This is a genomic window from Marinobacter sp. LQ44, from assembly GCF_001447155.2.
Taxonomy (GTDB): Bacteria; Pseudomonadota; Gammaproteobacteria; order Pseudomonadales; family Oleiphilaceae; genus Marinobacter.
Genome location: NZ_CP014754.1, coordinates 1,113,335 through 1,134,877 on the forward strand (window position 1 = coordinate 1,113,335; position 21,543 = coordinate 1,134,877).

16 protein-coding genes are annotated in these 21,543 nt (G+C 57.4%); 7 read left to right on the plus strand and 9 right to left on the minus strand.

The features are described from left to right. Nucleotides 1–12: 12 nt before the first annotated feature. Entirely contained in the window at nt 13–864 is an 852-nt protein-coding gene (motA, locus tag ASQ50_RS05190; RefSeq protein WP_058092080.1) for a flagellar motor stator protein MotA, read from the minus strand. Nucleotides 865–1,051: 187 nt separating this feature from the next. On the opposite strand from motA, the gene asd reads away from it, so the two are divergent. Continuing rightward, nucleotides 1,052–1,918 (plus strand): archaetidylserine decarboxylase, encoded by an 867-nt coding sequence (gene asd / locus ASQ50_RS05195; RefSeq protein ID WP_058092081.1) that lies wholly within the window; start codon nt 1,052–1,054, stop codon nt 1,916–1,918. 8 nt (nt 1,919–1,926) lie between these two features. Here the strand turns inward: asd and epmA are convergent, their stop codons facing one another. Both epmA and efp read right to left on the minus strand, forming a co-directional pair. Then, on the minus strand, nt 1,927–2,898 hold the full coding sequence (gene epmA / locus ASQ50_RS05200) for an EF-P lysine aminoacylase EpmA (protein WP_058092082.1): 972 nt from the start codon (nt 2,896–2,898) through the stop codon (nt 1,927–1,929). Nucleotides 2,899–2,905: 7 nt separating this feature from the next. Further along, nucleotides 2,906–3,481, minus strand: coding sequence for an elongation factor P (gene efp / locus ASQ50_RS05205; protein ID WP_058092083.1), 576 nt, complete (start codon nt 3,479–3,481; stop codon nt 2,906–2,908). Nucleotides 3,482–3,526: 45 nt separating this feature from the next. Between efp and epmB the strand changes: the two genes are divergently transcribed. The 3 genes from epmB (at nt 3,527) to ASQ50_RS05220 (ending at nt 8,814) form a co-directional block, all read left to right on the plus strand. Beyond that, complete coding sequence (gene epmB / locus ASQ50_RS05210) at nt 3,527–4,630, plus strand: EF-P beta-lysylation protein EpmB (protein ID WP_058092084.1); 1,104 nt, start codon at nt 3,527–3,529, stop codon at nt 4,628–4,630. A 178-nt stretch (nt 4,631–4,808) separates the two neighbouring features. Then, complete coding sequence (locus ASQ50_RS05215) at nt 4,809–6,620, plus strand: hypothetical protein (protein ID WP_058092085.1); 1,812 nt, start codon at nt 4,809–4,811, stop codon at nt 6,618–6,620. A 109-nt stretch (nt 6,621–6,729) separates the two neighbouring features. Then, on the plus strand, nt 6,730–8,814 hold the full coding sequence (locus tag ASQ50_RS05220) for a GGDEF domain-containing response regulator (RefSeq protein ID WP_058092086.1): 2,085 nt from the start codon (nt 6,730–6,732) through the stop codon (nt 8,812–8,814). A gap of 62 nt (nt 8,815–8,876) precedes the next feature. Here ASQ50_RS05220 and serB read toward each other — a convergent pair whose 3' ends face one another. Further along, on the minus strand, nt 8,877–10,109 hold the full coding sequence (serB, locus tag ASQ50_RS05225; protein WP_058092087.1) for a phosphoserine phosphatase SerB: 1,233 nt from the start codon (nt 10,107–10,109) through the stop codon (nt 8,877–8,879). Next, the gene (parC, locus tag ASQ50_RS05230; RefSeq protein WP_058092088.1) at nt 10,102–12,408 is read right to left on the minus strand and encodes a DNA topoisomerase IV subunit A; all 2,307 of its coding nucleotides are present in this window, start codon (nt 12,406–12,408) and stop codon (nt 10,102–10,104) included. The genes serB and parC overlap by 8 nt, the downstream gene beginning before the upstream one ends. A gap of 220 nt (nt 12,409–12,628) precedes the next feature. Between parC and ASQ50_RS05235 the strand changes: the two genes are divergently transcribed. Both ASQ50_RS05235 and ASQ50_RS05240 read left to right on the plus strand, forming a co-directional pair. After that, nucleotides 12,629–12,865, plus strand: coding sequence for a hypothetical protein (locus ASQ50_RS05235; RefSeq protein WP_058092089.1), 237 nt, complete (start codon nt 12,629–12,631; stop codon nt 12,863–12,865). A 113-nt stretch (nt 12,866–12,978) separates the two neighbouring features. Beyond that, entirely contained in the window at nt 12,979–14,616 is a 1,638-nt protein-coding gene (locus tag ASQ50_RS05240) for a methyl-accepting chemotaxis protein (protein WP_058092090.1), read from the plus strand. Nucleotides 14,617–14,649: 33 nt separating this feature from the next. On the opposite strand, the gene ASQ50_RS05245 is transcribed toward ASQ50_RS05240, so the two are convergent. Together ASQ50_RS05245 and ASQ50_RS05250 are read right to left on the minus strand one after the other, a co-directional pair. Continuing rightward, nucleotides 14,650–15,231 (minus strand): YceI family protein, encoded by a 582-nt coding sequence (locus ASQ50_RS05245; RefSeq protein WP_058092091.1) that lies wholly within the window; start codon nt 15,229–15,231, stop codon nt 14,650–14,652. Nucleotides 15,232–15,282: 51 nt separating this feature from the next. Next, entirely contained in the window at nt 15,283–15,831 is a 549-nt protein-coding gene (locus ASQ50_RS05250) for a cytochrome b (RefSeq protein ID WP_058092092.1), read from the minus strand. A gap of 597 nt (nt 15,832–16,428) precedes the next feature. On the opposite strand from ASQ50_RS05250, the gene ASQ50_RS05255 reads away from it, so the two are divergent. Beyond that, complete coding sequence (locus ASQ50_RS05255) at nt 16,429–17,712, plus strand: EAL domain-containing protein (protein ID WP_058092093.1); 1,284 nt, start codon at nt 16,429–16,431, stop codon at nt 17,710–17,712. On the opposite strand, the gene ASQ50_RS05260 is transcribed toward ASQ50_RS05255, so the two are convergent. Continuing rightward, entirely contained in the window at nt 17,700–19,466 is a 1,767-nt protein-coding gene (locus ASQ50_RS05260; protein ID WP_058092094.1) for an SLC13 family permease, read from the minus strand. The two genes, ASQ50_RS05255 and ASQ50_RS05260, sit on opposite strands and share 13 nt — an antisense overlap. A 95-nt stretch (nt 19,467–19,561) precedes the next feature. Next, nucleotides 19,562–21,457, minus strand: coding sequence for a DNA topoisomerase IV subunit B (parE, locus tag ASQ50_RS05265; protein ID WP_058092095.1), 1,896 nt, complete (start codon nt 21,455–21,457; stop codon nt 19,562–19,564). Nucleotides 21,458–21,543 lie beyond the last annotated feature (86 nt).

Here is a 21,543-nt window from a genome sequence, read left to right on the forward strand (position 1 = left end):
AGACGCAGCTCGTCACTTCGAACGAACGTGGTCGTTGAGTTCCTGGAAACCAGGTCGTTTATCCGTGGGTAACGACTTGCGGCCGAATTCAATGGCCATCTGGGGCGCCTGACCGGACACCGTGGCAACGATGGCCGATTTCACGCATTCATAAGCCTTCAGCTCGTACTTGGCTGAGTGTTCCATGGAAATCGACATGGGCCCAACAAAACCATAACCCAGCCAGATACCCAAGAACGTACCTACCAGGGCCGCTGCCACACTCAGGCCGATTTTCTCTGGCCCCTCGGTGAGATAGTTCATGGTGATGACAATACCCAGTACCGCCGCCACGATACCAAGGCCCGGCAAGGCGTCGGCGACCTTGTTGACCGCGTGAGCGGGCTCTTCCAGCTCATGCTGACGGCTGTCGATCTCGTTTTCCATCATGCCTTCCAGCTCATGGGGCGCCATGTTGCCGGAACTGATAATGCGAAGGTAGTCGGTGATGAAATCCAGAAGATCGCGGGATTTCATGATGGCCGGGTAACGGGTGAAGATCTGGCTGTTTTCAGGGTTGTCGATGTCCTCTTCAATGGCCATGACCCCCTGCTTGCGAGATTTGTCGAACACTTCATACAGCAGGCTGAGCAAATCCATATAGTAGGATTTGTTGAACGGCGAGCCGGTCAGCAACCGCATGAAACCCTGCCCTACCTCTTTCACCGTGTGCATGGGGTTGGCAATGATGAATGACCCAACCGCCGCGCCGCCGATGATCAAGATCTCGGTCGGCTGCCACAGCACCATCAAATGACCACCGTGCAGCACGTATCCGCCCAGCACACTCGCAACAACTATCACCGCACCAATAATCAGCAGCATGAAAAGATATACGCCTTTTGTTATCTCGTTAACGACCGAGGTCAGTCACGGGTTCTCCACCCCGACCGGGGCGAGCTGTGCCCTGATAATAGCAAGGCTCTGAACGAACAGCGAAGGCGTGAAACAATTTCTATACACGGGGCCGCTTTTGTTACACTGCCGCCTCTGTTCTTACCGAGACTTATTGATGTTTGACAAACTGTTCGTACTGAGCCAATACATTACGCCCCAACGCGCTGTCTCTCGACTGGCAGGTCGCCTGGCCGACAGCACGAGCGCCCCGGCCATGAAAAACCGCGTTGTTAAATGGTTTATCGGCCGCTATGGCGTAAACATGAGCGAAGCAGCTGAGTCAGACCCTACCGCCTATCCCTCGTTCAATGCGTTTTTTACCCGCGCCCTCAAACCCGGCGTGCGCACTGTGGCGGAAGGCAGCGATGTATTTGTCAGTCCGGTCGACGGTACCATCAGCCAACTCGGACAGATCAGTAACGACAGAGTTTTCCAGGCCAAGGGCCAGTCCTTCGGCCTGACGGAAATCCTCGGCGGTGACGACAGCCGGGCTGAGCCGTTCCGCCACGGGGAGTTCAGTACCATTTATCTGTCGCCCAAAGACTACCACCGCATTCATATGCCCATGGCCGGCACACTGCGCGAGATGGTCTATGTTCCGGGCAAGTTCTTCTCGGTGAACCCGGTTACCGCCGCACATGTTCCCAACCTGTTCGCCAGAAATGAACGCGTTGTCTGCATTTTCGATACCGAGGCAGGTCCCATGGCCCTGGTTCTGGTCGGCGCGATGATCGTGGGCAGCATGGAAACCACCTGGGCCGGCGTAATTGCGCCGGAACCTGCACAGATAACCCGCTGGGTTTATCAGGGCGAAGATGCGATCCGTTTTGAGAAAGGTGAGGAAATGGGCCGGTTCCGCCTGGGCTCCACGGTTGTCCTGGCAATGCCCAAGGGCGCGGTAACCTGGGACGCCAATCAGGTTCCCGGCAAAAGCGTACGCATGGGCGAAGCGTTTGGCAGGGTAGGCAGCAACAACACCTGAGATCTGGCTCAGGCGCGCTCGATCGGAAACGCCAGCACGTCTTCTATCCGCTCAGCCCCGGTTTTCAGCATCAGCAGGCGGTCCAAGCCCAGGGCCACACCGGAACACTCGGGCAGCCCGGCGTCCAGGGCTGCCAGAAAACTCTGATCAACCGCCATCTCCCCCTTGCCCGCTGCTTTTCGGCGGCGGTTGTCCTGTTCGAACCGGGCTCGCTGCTCAACCGGATCGGTCAGCTCCCAGTAACCGTTGCACAACTCAAGCCCGTCGATGTAGAGCTCGAATCGATGCGCTACCGGGTAGCCATCGCCGTCTGAGACAACCCTGGCCAATGCTGCCTGGCTAGCCGGATACCGGGTAATGAACACCGGCCGGCCCCGCCCCAACAGTGGCTCCACCTTGAAACTCATCACCAGGTCCAGGCAATCATCACGCCCCATGCCGGCCAACTGCTCCTGCTCCAGCCATTGCTGACAGTACTGGTACAGGTCGTGATCCGTGATGGCCATCGGATCGATGCCGGCAAGCGCCTGCAGGGCCTCACGGTAGGTCAGCACATCCGGGCGATCACATCCCAGCCAGCCACACACCAGGTCAGCCACTTCGGCCATCATCGCCTTGTCGTCCAGGCCCACCCGGTACCATTCCAGCAACGAAAATTCGGGGTTATGGCGGCTACCACGCTCGCCATTACGGAATACCCGGGCAATCTGATAGATACATCCCGAGCCCGCCGCCAGCAGGCGTTTCATGTGATATTCAGGGGAGGTCTGCAACCAGCCGCCGGAAACTCCCGCAGCGTTGACCGCCGCCACGATACCGTCGAGGTTGATATCGGTGACGCCATGCCGGCCGAGCACCGGCGTTTCCACCTCCAAAACACCCCGCTCTGCAAAAAAGCCGCGCACCCAGGCTAGCTGTTGTGCACGGCTTTTAAGATGCTCCCGCGAGGCAGAAGGCTGCCAGACAGGCTGATCGGTCATTGTCGGATCAGCTGCTCTTGACGCGGTTAACGTACTCGCCAGAGCGGGTATCCACTTTCAGCACTTCGCCAATGGTGATGAACAAGGGTACGTTCACCACTGCGCCGGTAGACAGTGTTGCCGGCTTGGAACCACCCTGGGCGGTGTCACCTTTCATACCCGGATCGGTATCCACTACTTCCAGCTCGACAAAGTTCGGCGGTGTAACGGTGAGCGGCGCGCCGTTGTACAGGGTCACGGTGTAAACATCCTGCTCTTTCAGCCACTTTACGGTGTCGCCCACTGCCTTGGCATCGGCGGCGTACTGTTCGAAGGAGCCGTCGGTCAGCATGAAATGCCAGAACTCACCGTCGGTGTACAGGTATTCCATGTCCTGGTCCATCACGTCCGCGGCTTCCAGACTCTCACCGGATTTGAACGTACGCTCCCAGACGCGGTTGGTCATAAGGTTGCGCAATTTAACGCGGTTGAACGCCTGCCCCTTACCGGGCTTGACGAACTCGTTCTCCAGCATGATACAGGGATCGCCATCCAGCAAAACTTTGAGACCGCTGCGAAATTCGTTGGTAGAATATGAAGCCATGAAATGTCCACCTGACAGACTGTCGTTAAAATTTCAAAGGTCGCTATGATACAGCGAACCCCTGCCCGTATAGAAGCCCGTAACGAAGAGCCATCGTTGATCGCTACCGAACCGCGTCGACAGCCCCACAATTGCGCTAAAGGCTGGCAACAGATTCTGGCAGAATCCGTTACCTGCCCGGAGCAGCTGCTTGGGCGCCTGAACCTGCCGGCGGAGCCCTGGCTCACGGGTGCCAGCGCGGGCCACCAACTGTTTCCCGTGCGGGTGCCCGAGCCGTTCATACGGCGAATGACTCCGGGTGACCCCAATGACCCCCTGTTGCGACAGGTACTGCCGCTGGCGGAAGAATCGCGACAACAAGCAGGTTATGTGCGCGATCCGCTGCAAGAGAACAACGCCATCCAGACCACAGGGCTGATCCGCAAGTACCAGAGCCGGGCACTGCTGATGGTAACGGGCCAGTGTGCAATCAACTGTCGCTACTGCTTTCGCCGCCACTTCCCCTATGAATCCCAGCGGCTCGGTCCGGACGACCGCCAGCAGGTTCTGGCGACCCTGAATGCCGCCCCCGAAATTAACGAAGTGATCTTCAGCGGTGGTGATCCACTGGCAGTGAATGATCGGCTACTGGCGCAATGGGCCGAAGCCCTGGCAGGCATACCGCATATCAAGCGCCTGCGAATACACAGCCGGCTACCGGTCGTTATTCCGCAACGGGTGTGCGACGCCCTGCTGGGCTGGCTTGGCAATTCGCCACTTCAGAAAATCCTCGTGGTGCATGTGAATCACCCGGCAGAGCTAGACTCAGACACACGAAAAGCCTTTGCGCGCCTTCGCGAAGTGGGGGTGACCCTGCTCAACCAGAGCGTGATCCTGAAAGGGGTCAATGACTCAGCCAGCATCCTGGCCCGGCTGAGTGAAGACCTGTTTGATTCCGGCGTTATGCCCTACTACCTGCACGCGTTTGATCCCGTTGCCGGCGCCCATCACTTTGATGTCAGCGACCAGGCGGCGGCAGCGCTGGTTCGGGCGCTTATGACGCGGCTGCCGGGCTTTCTGGTTCCAAGGCTGGTCAGGGAACTGCCCGGGGAAACCAGTAAAACCCCTGTTTTCACAGGCGATAATCAGGCCAACATCAGCGTAACGTGAGACATGTCGCAAAAGCGGTCCCACTTACACTTGTCAAAGATTGTCAACTCATGATCTTCTCGCTTTTTGTTATTGGTTTGCTATCTTAAAGTTCTATAGGTAAAGACAATAAAAGCATGTATTTTCGACACTTTCGGTCGATACATACTCAAAGCGACTCAAACACTGGCGTGAGATCATGGAAGGCAATATTCTGAAACCTGAACTGAAGGTTCCTGAACAGAAAACCGCAAGCCTGTCGTTTTGCGATACGACACCCAAGGCCTTTCGTCTGTGGATTGACCAGCTACCGATGGCCAACATCGGTGAGGCATCCCGCCAGCTTTACCATGCGATTATTGAACTGAACCACCTGTTTCTGGCGCCGCAGCAACGAATGCAGTTCCTTGAGCTGGTTCGCGAGAAAATTCATTTTGTCTGCAACGAGTTGTCACGCCACTTTCTGGGCCTGGCCATCGCCCTGCCCGAGAAGCAGCGCAAGATTGCCAACCTGGCCCAGGCCCTCCAGTTGCACCTGGCCAGCGGCTATAAACTGTGTGTGCTGGAATATCTGGATAACGGCGGTCTGGAAAAAAATCGCCGCCACGTTGCCGCCGCCGTTCACCGCGCCATATCCGAGCTGGGCGCCACGATTGTCCGTTCGCATCAGCTCTACTGCCCAAGCCCGGCCCTGAGCTGGCTGGAGTGCCACCGTCTGTACCGGTTTGCGCATCGGAACAAACTGGCCGCACTGGAAATCGATGACGACACCCTGACCCATCGCCGCGCCAGTACTGTAGCCGACAGCTACAAACGCATTCTCCTGCTGGGCTGCGCCCGCCCCAATCAACTGCGTCAGGCCGAGCTGACTCAGGTTTACGAGCTGTTCGAGTCCTGGACCGAGTTCTGCCAGTGCGGCCCGGACATTGGAACTGACAGCCTGTTCGTGATCAACATGGAGCTGGACAACCCGCCAGTCTACCGGAGCTTGCTGGAAAACAAACCGGGGGACGAAAGCTTCGGTTTTGACACCAAAGATCTTTCCACGCAGCTGGCCGAGGTGCTGCACGCCAGGCGCAGCCACGAGAAAGATGCTACGCGGCTACAGGTATCGCCCAAAATCAGCGACACCCTGCTGACACATCTCAGCCAGGCGCTGGGTATTCTGGCCAAGCGGAATTTCAACCGCATTTCCAGCCAGGGCACGCTGGAGGTCTGCGTCGGCCTGACGGCCACCCACTATTTCGTAGCTGGTGAAAAGACCTTTGCCGAGTTCCTGAACGGTAACGAAACCATTGATCCCGAGCAGGAAAACCGGTTTATCCGCAATGCCAACCGGAACACGGACGCCTGGGCCGGAGCCCACGACGCGGGCCCAAGTGAAGACAGGTTGCACGCGGCCGATGCACCGATCAACTTCAAGTCGGGTACCGGGGCCGCCATACCCACGGGACAGGAGAAGAGCCGCCCCCGCTCCCATCATGCCCTGCTGATCAACACCAGCCCGGGTGGCTACTGCGTTGCCTGGGAAACCAATGTACCAGCCTCGCTGCAGGCGGGTGAGATTCTTGGGGTACGTGAACAGAAATCCCACCCCTGGAGCATCGCCGTGGTGCGCTGGCTGCGTCAGGTCCGGAATCAGGGCACCCAGATCGGCATTGAGCTGCTGGCCCCAAGCGCCGCACCGTGCGGGGTAAGGCTGATCCAGAAGGTGGGCAACAGCAGCGAATACCTCCGGGGGCTGCTACTGCCGGAGATCAGTGTGGTTAATCAGGCCGCTACCCTCATAACCCCGAGACTGCCCTTCCAGAGTGGCAGTCGCATCTCATTGCTGCACGATGGCCGGGAAGATCAGGGGCAGTTGCTCAAGAAGGTCTCTGCCACCGGTAGCATCAGCCAGTTTGAACTGAAACTGCAGAATCCGGCGGCCCTGGCCAGTCCGAATGGCGCCCCGCCATCAACGCCCGGCGCCACGGAAGACGAATTCGACTCCCTGTGGCCATCACTGTAACGCCAAAGGTCGGAAAGACTGTGAACCACGGCTACTGCCAGGGTTGTTATTGATCGCCAACCCCTGCATCATTCAGCGGAAGTGACCGTATCCATGAGAAGTCTTACGAATGCAGAAAAAAAACGCGACCGTACACCTGCTGATTCTTGATCCATCTCAAAATGATGCTGAATCCATGGTCAGCCTGCTCCGCAACTCGGGCAAGGCCACCCGGGCACACCGTATAACCTCGGAAGAAGATCTGGAAGAAGCCCTGAAAACCAGTAACTGGGACCTGCTGTTGGCCCGGGACCTGGAGCAGGAGTTCGGGCCAGATGACGCCCTGGCCATGGTCAAGCGCATGGACAAGGACATCCCCTTCGTTCTCCTGACCGAGGAAGTCAGCCGGGAAAGAACGGTGAACATTATCCGGGCCGGCGGGCAGGATGCTGTACCGTTCGAGTACAAGGATCTGCTCGTCCTGGTGGTGAAACGCGAATTGGCCGCCCTGGAAGAGCGCCGCCGTCGTCGGGTTCTGGAGTCCCACCTGCGTGAGGCCGAACAGCGCTGCCAGCTGCTTCTGGAAAGCTCCAAGGACGCCATCGCCTACATCAACGATGGCATGCACATCTACGCCAACCAGTCCTACATGGAGTTCCTGGGCTACGACGACATTGACGACCTTATCTGCATCCCGGTTCTCGATACCCTGACCCCGGAAAGCCAGGACAAGTACAAAGACTTCATGAAGGCCTTTGCCGATGATGGCAAGGACGGCATGACCCTGAACTGTACCGCACGCCGCAGCGACGATCAGGAATTGAACGTAACCATGTCTGTCTCTGCCGCCACCTATGATGGCGAAGCCTGCACGCAGATTGTATTGCAGCCAGAACACAGCGATGCAGAGCTGGAAGAAAAGCTCAAACAGATCAGCAGCCAGGATCTGCTTACGGGCCTGTATAACCGTCAATACCTGATGGATGCTCTGGCCCAGGCCATTGCCAATGCCGGCAAGAACAACCAGACCGGCGCCCTGGCCTACATCGCCCTGGACAACTTCATAAGCATGAAGGGCCAGGTCGGTATCGCCGGTGCCGATCTGTTGCTGGGTGATCTGGCCTCGCTGCTAAAAGAACAGGCCGGCGAGGAAGTGACGCTGGCCAGGCTGAGCGATGATGCCTTCTGCCTGATGTGCCTGCCCTGCGATGAGAAACATATGGAAAGCATTGCTGAGCGGGTCCGCAAAGCGGTTGAAGATCATCTGTTTGACATCAACGGCAAGACGGTACCGCTGACAGTGTCCATCGGTGTAGCCGCGATTACGGAGAATTCGCCCAAGGCAGAGGAACTGATGGGGCGTGCCCATATAGCCTCCGCTGAGGTTAAGAAGCTCGAGGGCCATGAACGTGGTAACGGGATCGTGGTCTATAATCCCGCCCAGTACGAAAGCCTGGATGAAAGCAACTCGGTTGAGGCTATCCTCAAGGCTCTCGATGACAACCGCTTCCGGCTGCTGTTCCAGCCTATCATCAACCTGCGGGGTGAGGGCGAAGAGCATTACGAGGCCTTCGTTCGCATGCTCGACAAAGACAACGAGGAAGTCTCTCCCTACGACTTCCTGCCCCCGATGGGGCCGAGCGACACGGCCATCAAGATTGACCGCTGGGTGATCCTGCAAACTATCAAACAGCTGGCAAGCCACCGGTCACGGGGTCATGACACCAGGCTGTTCCTGAACATCACCGCCGAGACACTGCAGGACAAAACCTTTACGCCCTGGCTCAGCGTTGCGCTCAAGGCGGCTCGCCTGCCGGGAGACTCACTGATTTTCCAGATCCGTGAAGGCGATGCCAACAACTACATGAAGCAGGCCAAGGAGTTCACCAAAGCAGTACATGAACTTCACAGTAAGGTATCCATTGCCCAGTTTGGCTGCGCCCTGAATCCGTTCAACACGCTCAAGCACATTGACGCCGACTACGTGAAGATTGACGGCTCGTTCACGGAAGAAATCCAGAAGAGCGATGAAGCCAAGGAGCAGGTCAAGGAAATGGTCAAGAGCCTGCAGAATGCCGGCAAGCTCACCATCATACCGCTGGTAGAGAACGCCAGCGTACTGGCAACGCTGTGGCAGGCCGGGGTGAACTATATCCAGGGTTATTACCTGCAGGCGCCAGTACCGGAGATGAACTACGACTTCGGAGACCACTGACCGGACGCCAATTCCGGATTGAGTAAAAAGGGCGAGGTGTCAGAACCTCGCCCTTTTTGCATTCACAGGCTGCTGTTCTGGAGAGTCTGATTGGTGTCACTTTCGCGAAAACCGATCAGGTACAGAATGGCGTCCAGGCCCAGGGTGGAAATGGAGTGTCGAGCCGATTCCTTGACCAGCGGCTTGGCACGAAAGGCCACGCCCAGGCCAGCCTGGCTCAGCATCGGCAAGTCGTTGGCACCATCACCCACGGCGATGACCTGCTCCCTTGAGATATGCTCTTTTTCGGCAATCTCGAGCAGCAGCTCGGCTTTGCGCTTACCATCCACGATCTGCCCCTTAACCTGACCGGTCACCTTGCCGTCGACAATGTCCAGTTCGTTGGCATAAACGTAGTCAATGCCCAGTTTTTGCTGCAGGTGGCGGGCAAAGTAGGTAAAGCCACCGGAGAGAATCGCGGTGCGGTAGCCCAGCGCCTTCAGGCTTCGGATCAGATGTTCTGCCCCCTCTGTCATACGCAGCCGACCGGCAATTCTTTCAAGCACCGACTCATCCAGGCCTTTGAGCAGCGCCAGCCGCTCGGCAAAACTCTGGCTGAAGTCCAGTTCACCCTGCATGGCACGCTCGGTTATTTCCGCAACCTGCTCGCCCACGCCAGCCTCATGGGCCAGCTCATCGATCACCTCCGCCTCAATCAGCGTGGAGTCCATATCAAACACCACCAACCGGCGGTTTCGCCGGAAAATGGAGTCTTCCTGGAAGGCGATGTCCACGTTCATCTCACCGGCAATATGCAGGAAGTCCGCCCGAAGTTGTTCCAGGTCTGACGGCGTTCCCCGCACCGAAAACTCGACACAGGCAATGCGGTTCTCGCCCTGATTGAGCGACGGGCGTGCGGAAAGGCGGGTAATGTTGTCGATATTCAGCCCATGCCGGGCCGTAATGGCCGATACCCGGGCGATCTGTTCCGCCTTGATGTCACGGGATAGCAGAGTAACGATGTAGCAGGCCCGGTTACGGCCTTCGGCCCATGCCTGGTATTCCTCCACGGTGATGGGGGCAAAGCGCACCTGAAGATCCAGGGCATGCAGCCGAAAAAGAAGGTCACGGATCACCGGGGACGATTTCGACTCATCCGGGATCTCGATCAGTATGCCCCAGGTCAGGTGGTCGTGAATCACCGCCTGGCCAATATCCAGAATGCGGACATAATACTGCCCCATGATCCCGGTAATCTCCGAGGTCAATCCAGGCTTGTCTCGCCCGGACACATTTACCAGAACCAGCTCACTCACTGTCGGTGCCCTCCACGTCCTGAGCTTCTTCCTGAGCACGGGCGGCAGACGGAATCACATCAATGCCGTCTACCCGCTGGAGCCCTCTGGGCAATTTGTGACCACGCCGGCCACGCTCACCCAGATAATGCTCCAGGTCGGCAAAACGCAGACCCAGTTTGCGTTTGCCGGCCTTCACCTCCAGTTGGTCTTCTTCACCGAAGACGGCGGCAGCCACCACATATTCCTCACGATTCTGAACGCGCGCAGAGGGAATGCTGATGATCTTGTTGCCCTTACCCTTGGCCAGTTCCGGCAATTCGCTGAGCGGGAACACCAGCATGCGCCCCTCGTTGGATATGGCCGCCAGGTAAAGGGTTGTTGCTGTCTCTGGGATCAGCACGGGGGGCATGATTCGCGCCCCTTTAGGCACAGACACCACCGCCTTGCCAGCTCGATTCTTGCTGATCATGTCGTTCAACGAGGTCACAAAACCATAACCGCCGTCGGTGACCAGCAGCGCTTTACGCTCCGGATTCCCCATCAGCAGGCCAGAGAAGGTCGCCCCGGACGGTGGGTTGATCCGGCCGGTAAGAGGCTCGCCCTGCCCCCGGGCAGACGGCAGACTGTGAGCCATGAGAGCATAGGCCCGCCCAGTACTGTCGAGGAAAATGGCCTGCTGATTGTTTCTGCCCCTGGCAGCCAGCGCAAAGCGGTCGCCAGACTTGTAACTGAGCCCGGACGGATCAATGTCGTGCCCTTTGGCAGCCCGCACCCAACCCTTCTCCGACAGCACCACAGTGACCGGGTCGTTGGACACCAGGTCAATCTCACTGAAGGCCTTGGCCTCTTCACGGGCAACAATTGGGGAACGGCGGTCATCACCGTAGGTTTCGGCATCCTGCTGCAGTTCGGTCTTTATCAGCTCGCGCAGGCGATCTTCCGAGCCCAGAATGGCCTGCAGCTCATCCCTTTCCGCGGCCAGTTCGTCCTGCTCACCGCGGATTTTCATTTCCTCGAGTTTTGCCAGATGACGCAATTTAAGCTCAAGGATAGCTTCCGCCTGGTCTGCCGACAGTCCGAACCGGGACATCAATTCCGCCTTGGGCTTGTCTTCGGTACGAATGATCTCAATCACCTCGTCGATGTTGAGATAGGCAATTAACAAGCCTTCGAGAATGTGTAACCGGGCCAGAACCTTATCCAGACGGTGTTGCAGGCGACGGGTAACCGTGGTCTTTCGGAACGCCAGCCACTCGGTCAGGATCTGGTGAAGCCCTTTTACACCCGGGCGGCCATCGTTACCGATCACGTTAATATTGACCCGGTAGGTTTTCTCCAGATCAGTGCTGGCAAACAGGTGCGCCATCAAACCATCGAGATCCACCCGGTTGGACCGGGGCACGATCACCAGGCGGGTGGGGTTCTCATGGTCGGATTCGTCACGCAGGTCCGCCACCATGGGCAGCTTCTTGCCCTGCATCTGCTGGGCAATCTGCTCCAGCACCCGGTTACCGGATACCTGATGTGGCAGATCGGTAATCACGATCTCGCCACTTTCACGAACCCAGCGCGCTCTCATACGCAGAGAGCCGCGGCCGGTTTCATAGATCTGTCTCAAATCCTTGCGAGGGGTAATAATTTCCGCATAGGTGGGAAAATCCGGGCCCTTGATGTGTTCACAGAGCTGGTCAACGGTGGCTTCCGGGTCATCCAATAGACGAATGCAGGCGGCTGTGACCTCGCGCACATTGTGCGGCGGAATGTCAGTGGCCATGCCCACGGCAATGCCGGTGGTGCCGTTCAGCAGCACATGAGGCAACCGGGCTGGCAGAACGGACGGTTCTTCCATGGTGCCATCAAAGTTCGGCGTCCAGTCCACGGTTCCCTGCCCCAACTCACCCAGCAGAACATCGGCAAAGGCAGCCAGGCGGGATTCGGTGTAACGCATGGCGGCGAACGATTTCGGGTCGTCCGGGGAGCCCCAGTTACCTTGACCATCCACCAACGGGTAGCGATAGGAGAACGGCTGCGCCATCAGCACCATGGCTTCATAGCAGGCGCTGTCACCATGGGGGTGGAACTTACCCAGCACATCACCAACGGTACGGGCAGATTTCTTGTACTTGGAGGTGGATTTCAGCCCCAGCTCCGACATGGCATAAACAATCCGACGCTGCACCGGCTTGAGCCCATCCCCTACGTTGGGCAATGCACGGTCCAGGATCACGTACATGGAGTAGTCGAGGTAGGCCTTCTCGGTATAATCCCGTAGCGATACTCTTTCGAAACCTTCATCCGTTGTCTGAAACTCTGGCATAGATGCCTCTTTGCCTTAACTGCCTGTTTTGAAATGCGGCTTTGATGCAGCCCCGGTAACCCGGCACAAACACCGGGCAATGTGGCGCACATTATATGGACGCAAGCAACGATACACCAATTTCCAATAGCGGAATTCCCGCATGGAGAGTCTGTAAGGTGCACCGTATTCTCGCCACAGTGAATAGAAAGCCGTTTTATCCCCAGACAAGCGGAAACCTATGAAACCCAATCTTAAAGCCTGCGGGCACGCCTTGGTGACAGCCTTGGTGAATGCTATCTTGGCCGTCGTCCTGATGTTGCTGGTGGAATTCGCCATCAGTGGATCATTCCAGATGCCTGAACCCTATCTATGGGCCGGCTTGGTCATCGGCGTTGTCATCTTTATCGCCCAGTTCTGGCGTCAACGGCATCTTTGCCGAACCAGTGAACAATCCGGCAACGTGCAACAACCCTGATTCGTCATCAAATCCTGAGCTAAATCAAGATTCCACCCTCATGTTCAGGGTGACAACGCCTCACCCCCTGCTACTCTTAGCCTCAAGAGCAACAACAATAATCTGGAGGCTGAATGAACGTTTTAAACAATCTGGGGTTGCGCACCAAGATCGCCTTACCCTTCTTCATTACCTCTCTTGCTTTGGTTGTCGCTGGTGGGTTCGGTATGCTGACTGCCAAACACCTGGTGGAAAGCACTGAAGATATTGCCGTCACCTTCCTGCCCTCCGTTGCCGAAATCCTCAACGGTGACCGTGACCTGTATCAGGCCCTGGTTGCCCAGATGATGGTGGTCGACCAGACCCTGAACGGAGAAGATACAACTGACGCCGTCGCCGATTTTGAGGAGAACGTCGAACAGGCCCGCCGACGTTATACTGACAGTGTGGCGCGGCTCCGGGGCACGGGGATCAGCTCGGTGACCGGGGGCTTTGACCAGGCCTTTGACCAATGGGAACGCTCCGCGCGCCAGGTTCTGGCACTGGCAGAGCGGGGGGGCGGAGCACGGGCCAGAAACCTTGCTGCCACAGAAACCATCGGGCTATTCCAACAACTCCGAGCCTTCTACGACCGGGCCGAGGGCCATGCAGAGGAACGGGCCCAGAGTCGCTATGCCGAAGCCCGCGCCGAAGGCACTTCCAGCACCGTAACCATTACCGTTATCACGGTCGCGGCCATCGTTATCAGTATTGCCCTGTTCCTGATTTTCCTGAGACTGATCATCCGATCCATTCAGGCCCTGCGCAGCCAGCTCGATAACATTGCCCAGGGTGAAGGCGACCTGACCCAACGAATACCGGTGGCCGTGGAGGACGATCTGGGGCAACTGGCCAGGAGTTTCAATCAGGTACTGGAGAACCTTCAGGGCATGATCGGCTCAATACAGACCCTGAGCCGGGATCTGGGCCAAGGCGCCACTGAACTGGCGTCTGCTGCGAGGGACAACAACGAGGGCGTTACCCGCCAGACCGATTCGATTTCCATGGTGGCAACGGCCATCAATGAGATGCAAAGCGCGATCGAAGAAGTTGCCGGGAATGCCTCAAGGGCGGCCGAGATCACCCGGGAAGCAGACCTCAAGGGGCAGAACAGTGCCGAAATCATCCGGAATTCATCCAGGCAGGTGCACCGGTTGGCGGCCCAGATATCCAAGGCGGTTGGTGTGATCCGTAAGCTGTCTGATGACTCTGACAACATTACCTCGGTTCTGGACGTGATTCGCGGTATCGCCGAACAAACCAACCTGCTGGCCCTCAACGCCGCCATTGAAGCCGCAAGAGCCGGTGAACAAGGCCGGGGCTTTGCAGTTGTGGCGGATGAGGTGCGAACGCTCGCCCAACGTACCCAACAGTCCACCGAGGACATTCAGACCATGATCACAGCTCTGCAGACTGGCGTTTCGGATGTGGTCAGTGTGATGGAAACCGGCAGTAAAGAGGCGGCGGAGACAGAGAAACTGGCCACCGAGGCCGAGCAGGAACTGCAAGCCATTCTGGAGGCCATCTCAAATATCACCGATGTAAACACCAGCGTGGCGTCGGCCACCGAGGAACAAACCCAGGTTGTTGACGAAATCAATCGCAGCATTACCGACATTAACGACCTGGCCGCGGCCAGCGCTGAGCGCTCTCGTGCCATCGATGGGATTAGCAAGTCCCTTGCGGGATATGCTTCAGAACTGGAGCAACAGACAGGCAGGTTCCGGGTTTAACCCCGGAACCTGAGGCAGAGGTTTCAATCAGGATTACTGACGAATGCCTTCGATGGAGATCTTGATTTCAACGGTTTCGGAGGCTTCACCCAGATCCATCGGAATACCGAAATCCTTCAGACGAAATTCAGTCTCGGCCTCAAAGCCCATACGGTAGCCGCCCCAGGGATCTTCACCGTGGCCCAGCATTTCGGCTTCCAGAGTGATCTCACGGGTCACGCCGCGCAGGGTGAAGTCGCCGATGATATCAGCTTCGCCGTCGCCATCTACCTCAATCCGCTTACTGGTAAAGGTCGCCTCCGGGAACTCGCTGACATACAGGAAGTCTTCGCTTCGCAGGTGCTTGTCGCGCTCGGCGTGGTTGGAGTCCACACTGGCGGTGTCGATTGTAACGGTGACCGTGCTGTTCTCCGGGTTCTCGGCGTCGTAGACAAATTCGCCGTCGAAGTCGTTGAACCGGCCATACAGCCAGCTGTAGCCAAGATGGGAAATCTTGAAGGTGATGAACTGGTGGGCGCCCTCTTTATCAAAGGCATAGGTGCCGCTGTGTTCGCTGGCATTGGCAGTGCCAATCAGTGCCACGGAAACGGCGGATGCAAGCAAGAGTTTTTTCATGGTCTTCTCCCTTAGTGAGTCACGGTTATCGCTTCGGTCTTCAGATCTGAGTCAACTGCGGCCAAGCATGCGGATGAGCGTGGCATCCCGATCAATAAAGTGGTGTTTCAAGGCCGCCAGGGCATGCAGCCCGGCCAGCCCGACCAGTGCCCAGGTGCTCCAGTAATGGACCGCACCCGCGGTGTCCTCCATCCCCTTTATCCGGCCGGTGACTGAAGGCACCTCAAACCAGCCAAACACGCTGATGGACGAGCCATCGGCCGTGGTGATCAGGTATCCACTGATCATCGCTAAGAACAGCAGCAGATAGAGCAATCCATGGGCCCCATGGGCGGCAATCACTTCCCACCGTTGGTGTTCAGGTAGTGGCTCGGGAGGCGGAGTCACAAATCGCCACAACAACCTCGCAACTACCACTATGAACAGCAGGATGCCAATGCTCCGGTGAATGTGTGGCCCCTGTCGATACCAGGGGTCGTAATAAGACAGATCCACCATCCACCAGCCGAGCCCGAACAGGCCGATGACCGCCTGCGCCACCAGCCAGTGCAAACTGACGGCGATCAGACCGTAGGCTGTGTTGGTATTTCGTAATTTCATGATTTGGGAAATCCTCCATCCCTGGACTACGCCAACCTATGCGCCTTATACATTAAGGTTAGTCTAGGCCCCGAACTCCAGGGTGAAAATCAAAATATTCTGCCGGGATACATCAAATTATCTGATCAAGTCTTTGGCGGACACCGGGCTGGCATTGGCCACTTTGGTCGAATACGGGTTCTACGGATTGTGCAAATTCACAGCAAAGCTAAACTTCTCACATACTTTAATTCGCCCCGTCCGGGGCCTCAGTGACCGAGAGGAAACGACATGGAACTGGAATTCGACGAATCCGTTGTAGTACCTAGCAACAATTAATCTGCCCCATTCTGAATCCCCGGCCTGCCGGGGATTCTGCTCTCCAAAGCCCCGCCCCGAATTCACCACACCAACACAAAGTCACAAACTGTTTCGAGTTTTACCGGTTAAACAGTGGTAATGATTCTTGTTTTTTGGCAATCTGCGCTTTAGCTAAACAGTTAACGCCTTGAAATACAGGCAAACGTGCCAGGGATGTGGGCACTCTGGCTAACAGTTCAGTGGTCAGCATCGCAACTGCTGCTCCTGATGCGTTCGTTAAACGGTTCAGACTCGCCTATGTCCCATAGCCTTACCGATATCCTGCCAGCGCCAGAACTGGACCTGCTCTCCCCCATGCTCACCCAGCAAGGAGATACCTGGACAGCCGAGTTCAGAGGGCTGAAGCTCAGAACCGCCCTGCAACCGATCTACAGCATCTCCCACAAACGGACCGTTGGTTATGAGGCCTTGATCCGGGCATTCGACAATGACAACGCCGCTGTACTACCCAATCACCTATTTGAACTTCCGGACACCGAAGCAGAAAATTTGTTGCTTGACCGGCTGTGTCGATACCTGCACATCCGTAACTACAGCGGCATAAAAGATCAACTGAACTGGCTGTTCCTGAACGTATCGCCCCGGGTGGTGACCAGTGGCAGCCAGTCTGATTCATTCTTTGGGTCACTTTTGAAGAAAACCGGGCTACCACCCCATCGAATTGTGATGGAGATTGTTGAGCAGCCCACAGACGATGCTGAAAGACTGAAAGATACCGTCGCCTACTACCGGAAACTTGGCTGCCTCACCGCCATTGATGATTTTGGCGCCGGCCACTCGAATTTCGAGCGAATCTGGAACCTGTCGCCGGATATCGTCAAACTGGATCGTACACTGCTCACTCGCGCCACTGACGATCACCGGGCAAGGCAGATTCTGAATGGCATGGTGTCACTGCTTCACCAGTCGGGATGCCTGGTACTACTGGAAGGCGTGGAAACCCGTGATCAGGCCATGATAGCCATCGATGCTGGCGTGGACTTTGTACAGGGATTCTATTTCCGGCGCCCTTGCCTTGAGCTCGGGGAACTGCCCCACACGCCGGCAGACCTCGAAGAATTACTTCAGGAATACAAGAAGCGCAAACAGATCACCCAGGACCCCACGCAGCAACTGGTCAACTATTTCAACGGGCCGTTCCGGCGGGCCATTGAACGACTGCAGGACGGTAGCCTGATGTCACAGGCCTGCTTTGAACTTCTGAACCACCCCGCCGTATCCCGCTGCTATCTGGCGGATGACAAGGGCATCCAGATTGAAGACACCCTGGTCTCCGATTCCGCCATTGAGAAGCGGGACCCCCGTTTCCGGCCGCTGGAGAACACCACCAGCGCCGACTGGTTCCGCAAGCAGTACCTGCGCCAGGCACTGGCTCAGCCTGAGAACCTGCACGTTACGACGCCCTACCTGTGCGTAACCGGCGCCTACATGTGCGTCACTCTGTCACTGGCCTACCAGCATAAGGGCCGTCTGCAGGTTCTGTGCTGCGACATCCTTGCCAACCCCCATCAAACGCTGTAAACCACAGAAATAACCCCCACAGTCACCAGCCCGATAAAGACATTCATCGGCAAGCCGACCCGGACAAAATCGCTGAAACGATAACCACCCGGCCCAAACACCATCATGTTGGTCTGGTAACCCAGCGGCGTTGCGAAGCTGGCGGAGGCGGCCATCATCACAGCAATGATAAACGGCTCTGAATCCACACCCATCGCCGAGGTGAGCGACAGTACGACGGGAACGATCAGGACGGCCGCGGCGTTATTGGTGATCACTTCCGTCAGCACCGATACCACCAGGTAAACCAGCAATAACGCCAGCAAGGTGTTCCCATCGCTCAGGCTAAACACCGCACCGGCCAAGTAACTCGCCGCGCCAGTCTGCTCCAGTGCGCCGCCCAGGGCAAAGGAAGCGGCGATGGTAAGAATCACAGGCACGTCCACCGCTTTCTGGGCCTGGCCGACCGAACAGCAGCCGGAAAGAATCATCATGAACGCTCCCACCAGGGCAGCATTGAGCATGGTCATGATCCCGCAGGCGGCAAGCCCGACCAGCACCAGCAGAATCCCCCAGGACAACCAGGCCCGGTCATGGCGCGGCGCTTCGGTCTCGAGGTCGTTGATCAGCAGGAAATCCTTGTTGTATCGCTGCCGGCTGACAAACGCAGGGCGCGCTTCCAGCAACAACACATCGCCGGGCTTCAGGCGAATATTACCCAGGTTACCCGGCACCCGTTCACCTCCCCGCGCAACCGCCAGCACCACGGCACCGTAGCGGTCCCGGAACCGGGCATCCCTGATGGTCTGGCCAAGCACATCTGACTGGGGCGACAACACGGCCTCCACCAAACGCCGTTCGGCGCGGTCCTTGCTGAGAGACGGCTCATCATCATGCACCGAAGGCACGATGCCGTTGATCCTCAACAGATCAGAAATTGCCTGGGTATCGCCGGCAAACACCAGGCGGTCACCGCCCCGAAGACGCTCTTCCGATGGCACCGCCGTCACCACGCTGCCATCCCGCTCAATTTCAACCAGGTAAAGTCGGTCCAGCTCCCTCAGCCCGGCCTCGCCTACGCTTTTGCCGACCAGCGGCCCCTCGAACGCGACCGCCACTTCCAGCGTAAACTCTTTAACCGAGCCGAACTTCTGCTGGTCTTTACGATCTGGCAGCATCCGCGGCAGTACCAGCAACATCACAGCAACCCCGATGATCGCTACCGGCAGCCCAACCTGGGTAATGGCGAAGATTGAAAAGCCTTCTTCACCGGTCAGCTGCTGGTACTGACCATTGACCACCAGGTTGGTACTGGTACCGATCAGGGTGAGCGTTCCGCCAAAAATGGCGGCATAGCTGAGGGGAATCATCAGCTTGGAAGGGGCAATACCAATCTTGCGCGACCAGGCATGAACGGCCGGAATCATGGTGGCAACCACCGGCGTATTATTAAGGAAGCCACTAAGTAACGTGACTGGTAAGGCAATGCGGGCCTGGGCCCCGCGAACGGTTTTCGGGCTGCCCAGAATGTAGTGCACCAGGAGGTCGACACCCCCGGAATGGTGAACACCGGAGGCCACCACAAACAGAGCAACCACGGTGATCAGCCCCGGATTACTGAAGCCGGCAAGGGCCTGTTCCGGGCCGATGATACCGCTGGCACTCAGCACTACCAAGGCCGCCATCATCACCAGATGCGGCGCAAAGCGGCCAGAGCTCATCAGTAACAGGGCGGCACCCGCCAACCCAAGGGAAAACCATCCGTGCCAGTCCATAACTCGGTTATTCCGGTTAGAAAACTGGCAGGATAGCGGCCCTCATCAATTCTGAGAAAGAATAAGTAATGATTTTTATAGTACTTCAGAGAATATCAAACCGCGATATCCGCCATATTGCCGTAGGCTTCCAGCCAAACCCGACGGTCTGAAGCCCGCTTTTTGCCCAGCAACATGTCCATTCGCTCATCGGTGTCGTCACCCTCTTCCAGGGTGAGCATCACCAGGCGGCGAGTGTCAGGCGCCATGGTGGTTTCACGCAATTGCAGGGGGTTCATCTCACCCAGGCCCTTGAAGCGGGTTACCTGAACCTTGCCCTTGCGCTTCTCAGCCGCCAGACGGTCGATAATGCCCTGCTTCTCGTGCTCATCCAGGGCATAGAAGGTTTCCTTGCCCAGATCCACCCGGTACAGCGGCGGCATGGCGACAAATACGTGGCCAGCAGAAACCAGTGGACGGAAGTGCTTTACGAACAGCGCGCACAGCAAAGTGGCGATATGCAGGCCGTCGGAGTCGGCATCCGCCAGGATACAGATCTTGTTGTAGCGCAAACCGGTAAAATCCTCTGAGCCAGGATCAACACCGATGGCCACGGCAATGTCGTGGACTTCCTGAGAGGCGAGGATTTCACCGGAATCCACTTCCCAGGTATTCAGGATCTTGCCCCGCAGCGGCATCACCGCCTGGAATTCCCGGTCCCGGGCCTGCTTGGCGGAACCGCCAGCCGAATCACCCTCCACCAAAAACAGTTCTGAACGGGTGGTATCGGCACCGGAGCAATCAGCCAGTTTGCCGGGCAACGCCGGGCCGGAGGTCACCTTTTTGCGGGCCACCTTCTTGCTCGCCCGCAGCCGGCGCTGGGCATTGCTGATAAACAGCTCAGCCAGTGCTTCAGCAATATCGGTGTGCTGATTCAGCCACAGGCTGAAGGCGTCTTTCACCACGCCGGAGACAAACGCCGCTGCCTCACGGGACGACAGCCGCTCTTTGGTCTGGCCGGAGAACTGCGGCTCCTGCATCTTGAACGACAGCACATAGGCCACCCGCTCCCAGATATCCTCGGGCGACAGCTTGACCCCCCGGGGTAGCAGACTACGAAACTCACAGAATTCCCGCATGGCTTCCAGCAGGCCGGTCCGCAAACCATTCACATGGGTACCGCCCTGGGCGGTGGGAATCAGGTTGACGTAGCTTTCCATGACGGCATCGCCGCCCTCTGGCAGCCACTGGATGGCCCAATCCACCGCTTCCTTATTACCGGAGAAACTGCCGGTGAAGGGCTCAAGCGGCACGGCTTCGATGTCTGCCAGGGCAGTACGCAGGTAGTCCCGCAAGCCGTCCTCATAGAACCATTCGTCTTTCTCGCCGGTTTTTTCCTGCAGAAATGTCACCGTCAGGCCCGGACACAACACCGCCTTGGCCCGCAGGTTATGCCGCAGACGGCTGACGGAGAAATTGGGGCTATCGAAGTATTTCGGATCGGGGGTGAACTTCAGGCGGGTACCGGTATTGCGCTTGCCGACGGTATCAATCACCTCCAGCTCGGATGCCTTGTCGCCGTTGGCGAAGGTCATCCGGTGAACCTGTCCATCCCTACGGATGGTCACTTCCAGATGGGTAGACAGGGCGTTCACCACAGACACACCCACCCCGTGCAAGCCGCCGGAGAAGTTGTAGTTACCCTCGGAAAACTTACCACCGGCGTGCAGGCGGGAGAGGATCAACTCAACCCCCGGAACGCCCTCTTCCTTGTGAATATCGACGGGCATACCGCGGCCATCGTCTTCCACACTCAGCGAATTGTCACTGTGCAGGATCACATCAATCCGGCGGGCATGGCCGGCCAGCGCCTCGTCCACACTGTTATCGATGACTTCCTGAGCCAGGTGGTTCGGCCTTGATGTGTCCGTGTACATGCCTGGGCGTTTTCGCACCGGGTCAAGACCGCTCAGAACTTCAATGGCATCGGCGTTGTATTGTTGCTGGCTCATAGTGACGGCATGGCTCCGCAAGTGGTCGTTAAAACTGAGCCATAGCTTAGGGATTCGGGCTGAAAGATCAATGTTTGTTTTGTGGC

What these genes read in the sequence shown, in the direction of transcription:
- motA (WP_058092080.1), bottom strand. Translation starts at nt 864, where the DNA reads ATGCTGCTGATTATTGGTGCGGTGATAGTTGTTGCGAGTGTGCTGGGC.
- efp (WP_058092083.1), bottom strand. Translation starts at nt 3,481, where the DNA reads ATGGCTTCATATTCTACCAACGAATTTCGCAGCGGTCTCAAAGTTTTG.
- ASQ50_RS05235 (WP_058092089.1), top strand. Translation starts at nt 12,629, where the DNA reads ATGAAACCCAATCTTAAAGCCTGCGGGCACGCCTTGGTGACAGCCTTG.
- epmB (WP_058092084.1), top strand. Translation starts at nt 3,527, where the DNA reads ATGATACAGCGAACCCCTGCCCGTATAGAAGCCCGTAACGAAGAGCCA.
- epmA (WP_058092082.1), bottom strand. Translation starts at nt 2,898, where the DNA reads ATGACCGATCAGCCTGTCTGGCAGCCTTCTGCCTCGCGGGAGCATCTT.
- asd (WP_058092081.1), top strand. Translation starts at nt 1,052, where the DNA reads ATGTTTGACAAACTGTTCGTACTGAGCCAATACATTACGCCCCAACGC.
- ASQ50_RS05245 (WP_058092091.1), bottom strand. Translation starts at nt 15,231, where the DNA reads ATGAAAAAACTCTTGCTTGCATCCGCCGTTTCCGTGGCACTGATTGGC.
- ASQ50_RS05240 (WP_058092090.1), top strand. Translation starts at nt 12,979, where the DNA reads ATGAACGTTTTAAACAATCTGGGGTTGCGCACCAAGATCGCCTTACCC.
- ASQ50_RS05215 (WP_058092085.1), top strand. Translation starts at nt 4,809, where the DNA reads ATGGAAGGCAATATTCTGAAACCTGAACTGAAGGTTCCTGAACAGAAA.
- ASQ50_RS05260 (WP_058092094.1), bottom strand. Translation starts at nt 19,466, where the DNA reads ATGGACTGGCACGGATGGTTTTCCCTTGGGTTGGCGGGTGCCGCCCTG.
- parC (WP_058092088.1), bottom strand. Translation starts at nt 12,408, where the DNA reads ATGCCAGAGTTTCAGACAACGGATGAAGGTTTCGAAAGAGTATCGCTA.
- ASQ50_RS05220 (WP_058092086.1), top strand. Translation starts at nt 6,730, where the DNA reads ATGCAGAAAAAAAACGCGACCGTACACCTGCTGATTCTTGATCCATCT.
- ASQ50_RS05255 (WP_058092093.1), top strand. Translation starts at nt 16,429, where the DNA reads ATGTCCCATAGCCTTACCGATATCCTGCCAGCGCCAGAACTGGACCTG.
- parE (WP_058092095.1), bottom strand. Translation starts at nt 21,457, where the DNA reads ATGAGCCAGCAACAATACAACGCCGATGCCATTGAAGTTCTGAGCGGT.
- ASQ50_RS05250 (WP_058092092.1), bottom strand. Translation starts at nt 15,831, where the DNA reads ATGAAATTACGAAATACCAACACAGCCTACGGTCTGATCGCCGTCAGT.